2 protein-coding genes are annotated in these 3,680 nt (G+C 41.4%); one reads left to right on the forward strand and one right to left on the reverse strand.

The genetic code is table 11. The features are described 5' to 3' along the window. Positions 1 to 292: 292 nt before the first annotated feature. Positions 293 to 2,206, reverse strand: a complete 1,914-nt coding sequence (locus INF20_RS07850; RefSeq protein WP_226385826.1) for a peptidase U32 family protein — start codon at positions 2,204 to 2,206, stop codon at positions 293 to 295. Positions 2,207 to 2,246: 40 nt separating this feature from the next. Here INF20_RS07850 and INF20_RS07855 point away from each other — a divergent pair, with 40 nt between their 5' ends. Continuing rightward, on the forward strand, positions 2,247 to 3,521 hold the full coding sequence (locus tag INF20_RS07855; RefSeq protein ID WP_226385827.1) for an AI-2E family transporter: 1,275 nt from the start codon (positions 2,247 to 2,249) through the stop codon (positions 3,519 to 3,521). Positions 3,522 to 3,680: the final 159 nt, after the last annotated feature.

The following is a 3,680-nucleotide window of genomic DNA, read 5'->3' on the forward strand; positions in this document are numbered from 1 at the left end:
GAAATTGTCAGAAACCTCTATTACCTTACTGGCATAGTCTGTTTCTTATCTTCGACTTGTTCTTTATACTATGAAGTTTTTTAGGTTCTGTCCGCTTCAGCGAACATTCTTTATATTAGCAGAGCTCAGCTCCTTTGTCAAGGACTTTTTTTATCCTTTTTTATTCACCGGCAATGCTTTTCGCTGTTTTGTTGACAGCTTGTTAAGTATATCAGATACTACATTGGCTGTCAATGAATGAAAGCAAGTTTTTTGAATGTTTTTTGTTATATTTTTGTTTTCTATTATAAGGTTATTTGACGCTTTTAATTAACCACTTATCGCCAAACTGCGATGCTTCCACTTTATATGTCTTACCCTTGCGATCTGTAAGGGTCTTCATGGTCATAGGGTGTTCAGTTACCATAAGGATTTCAGGATTTTCTGCAGCTTCCCATGAGAGCTGGGCCACCTTGGCACCCAAGCCTTCAAAATATGCCGCCGCCGCGCCGTTCATTATATTGAGCCCTCGCCCTAGATATACATCAGCTCCATGCTCCAGGTACTCTTCAATCCATCCTATATTATTAAGCACAACCTGTTTTTCATCTAGATGCTCTTTAATATATGCGTCTTCATTACCCTTTGTCACACTGCTGTGGCATGTTATTGCACTGACATCCTTTTCCTTTGGCAACGGAGGAATGGCAATGCTATCCGGTATATCCGGTCTTTTTCGCTCTGCACATATGATAGCTTCCAGATTAGCCAAGGCAGTTCTTCTCATTTTATTTATGTTAGATACGGGCATTCTGCCTTCCTCATCTGCTGATATACTTAAATACTCTACTTCGAAAGGAGTATCTCCCGTCTTCTTCAGTTGGTGCTCTATTACTTCTCTGGTTGTCGGTACTTTTTCAGCCCTTTCGTAAATATCGTCTCCGGCAACTTTAACTTCATGCTCTTCATCGTAGGCAATAAGTTCCGGTTTTTCTCCTATGTGCGCGGTAAATTCCATTCCTATAGGACGTTTCCTTAAGGATTTTCTGTAACTTTCTCTCGCTTTCTCCATCAATACCGCTGATGATATCCTATATATATCCGAACCTTTTTCTATTTCTTCCTTTATATCTCCTATCAGGAAATTACCGTTGCCCTTTGCTTCCTTGTATGTTATTACTCCTCCAGTAAAGTTCTTTCCCCTTATTTCAATAACATCTCCCATATCCGGTTCAAAGGAAAGCTTTGTTTCTATAAGGTTTCTGTCCTTTCTCCCGATAACCTTTCCCATGTATATGCCACTATTTTTAGGAATATCACCGGAAAGCAAGCCTCCCTTAGGAAGACCTCCGAGGTAGCCTTCTGAAAACCCTCCTCTGTTGAATATCTGCATCAAGGTCTTTTTATCTTCCTCCGATACATTGCATCTACCTTCTTTATAATACATGTCGATATATTTTCTGTAGATTTTCGTTACGGTGGCAACATATTCCGGCGACTTCATCCTGCCTTCTATTTTAAGGGAAGCTACACCGGCTTCTATGAGCTCTGGCAGCCGTTCTATCCCACACATATCCTTAGGGCTGAGGAAGTATCCGGTTTTACCATTTTCGTCAGTATAAGGCAGCCTGCATGGCTGTGCACATTGCCCTCTATTGCCGCTTCTGCCGCCTATTGCCCTAGACATCTGACATTGCCCCGAATAGCACATGCACATAGCTCCATGGACAAATACTTCAATATCGCACAGGTCGGTAACTTCTCGTATTTCATCTATGCTCATTTCCCTTGCGATTACCACCCGTTCAAAACCCATTTTGAGGGCGTTTTTAACTCCGCTTCTGTTATATACGCTTCCCTGAGTGGAAAGGTGCAGACTTAAATCAGGCACATATTTTTTAAGAAGCACTGCAAGACCCCAGTCCTGCACTATGGCTGCATCGGCGCCTATTTGATAGATATCTGCGGCGTACTTCACCGCATCATAGAGCTCATCATTTTTCAAAAGAGTGTTCATGGTAACAAAAACCTCCACTCCCCTGGCGTGAGCGTATGATATTGCTTCTTTCATCTGTTTTAAATCGAAATTGGATGCATTCATTCTGGCATTGAAATTTTTGCCGCCGATATATATTGCATCCGCTCCGTTTTCCACTGCAGCTACAAACTGCTCTATGCCGCCGGCCGGTGCCAGCAGTTCTATCTTATCTCGTTTGATATTACCCATAACATACTATATAATACTATTTATATTAGGAGGTATCAACATGAATAAATTCCGGCAGTTTATGAAAGAAAGATCTTTCATAAGACTAACCTTTTTCATAGTATTCACGGCCACATTGCTATACATTATGTATTTTGTGGTCAAAGATTTCCCAAGCATAACAGGCTCTGTTTTCTCTGTTATCGGAAGCATAGTATCGGCACTTTCTCCTCTTTGGATAGGTCTTATACTGGCATACATTATAAATCCTCTCGTGGAGACTATAGATTTAAAGCTTATAGGCAGACTCGGTCAACCTGACGGCGCCACTTTAAGCATAGATTCTTCAGATGAAACGCTTCTAAAAAAAAGAAGAAAGCGCACCCGATTTATAAGCATAATCATCACATACCTTATAATAGTCGCAGCTCTTATTTTGCTGCTGTATCTGTTTGCCGCCATGATAGTGGGAAGATTTGTTGTGACCAGCCTTCCTAATCTGCTGACTCACTTTGTTCAACTGGCATATGGCTACGAGGATGAATTCAGAAATTGGATAGCTAATCTTCCTGACGGCGTTGTTTCAGACTATGCCACCTCAGCTATAAATACCGTAATGGAATGGCTTTCCGCCCACTTCAGTGCCAGCGGTGTTATTTCCACCATCAGCAGCATAGGCAGCGGCATACTGAACTTTGCCCTAGGTATTGTAGTCAGCATATACCTTATTGCAGACAAGGACTTTTTTATAGGCCTTTGGAACAAGCTAATCACACTTATAACTCCTAAAAGGAGTTCCGGCATCAACGGCACTCTCAGAGAAGTGGATGATGTTCTTTCCAAATTCCTCAGAGGGGTATTGCTGGATGCCATATGCGTGGCAGTGCTCTCTTCCATAGGGCTTTCAATCATCGGCTTGGAATTTTCAGTGGTTATAGGAATCTTTGCCGGCGTGGCAAATGTTATACCTTATTTCGGACCTATAATAGGAATGGCTCCCGCATTTTTGGTGGGACTGTTCACAGACGGCATATGGAAAGGAATATTAGCAGTTATCGTTCTTATAATACTGCAACAGATAGATGCAAATCTCATTTATCCAAGAATAGTAGGTTCTTCCATAGGGCTGAAGCCTATATTCGTTCTGCTGGCAGTTTCCTTCGGAGGATACTACGGCGGTATCATCGGTATGATTTTGGCAGTTCCTGCGGCAAGCATATTGCAGCTTTTCATAATAAAGTGGGCAGGAAAGAGAGAGCAAAATCTGGCTTCCAAACAGTCCTTACAATCGTCAGCCGATGACTCAGACAATCTTGATGAAAGCGACCTGCAATAAAAGCGAACAAGGGCTATAGGACAAAAGAAAAAGGTTCTATAATAAATGTTGGGGTATGATGCCTCAACATTTTTTATGCAATAAAAAATTGAGCATAATATCAAGCTCATTTAAAATGAAATCACCACAATAACATAGAAAGGAGTTTTCAATTATGCT

It is taken from the genome of Gallibacter intestinalis, from assembly GCF_014982745.1.
Taxonomy (GTDB): Bacteria; Bacillota; Clostridia; order Peptostreptococcales; family Anaerovoracaceae; genus Gallibacter; species Gallibacter intestinalis.

Bases quoted from the DNA above. Each gene is read 5' to 3' on its own strand.
- INF20_RS07855 (WP_226385827.1), top strand. From the start codon at position 2,247: ATGAATAAATTCCGGCAGTTTATGAAAGAAAGATCTTTCATAAGACTA.
- INF20_RS07850 (WP_226385826.1), bottom strand. From the start codon at position 2,206: ATGGGTAATATCAAACGAGATAAGATAGAACTGCTGGCACCGGCCGGC.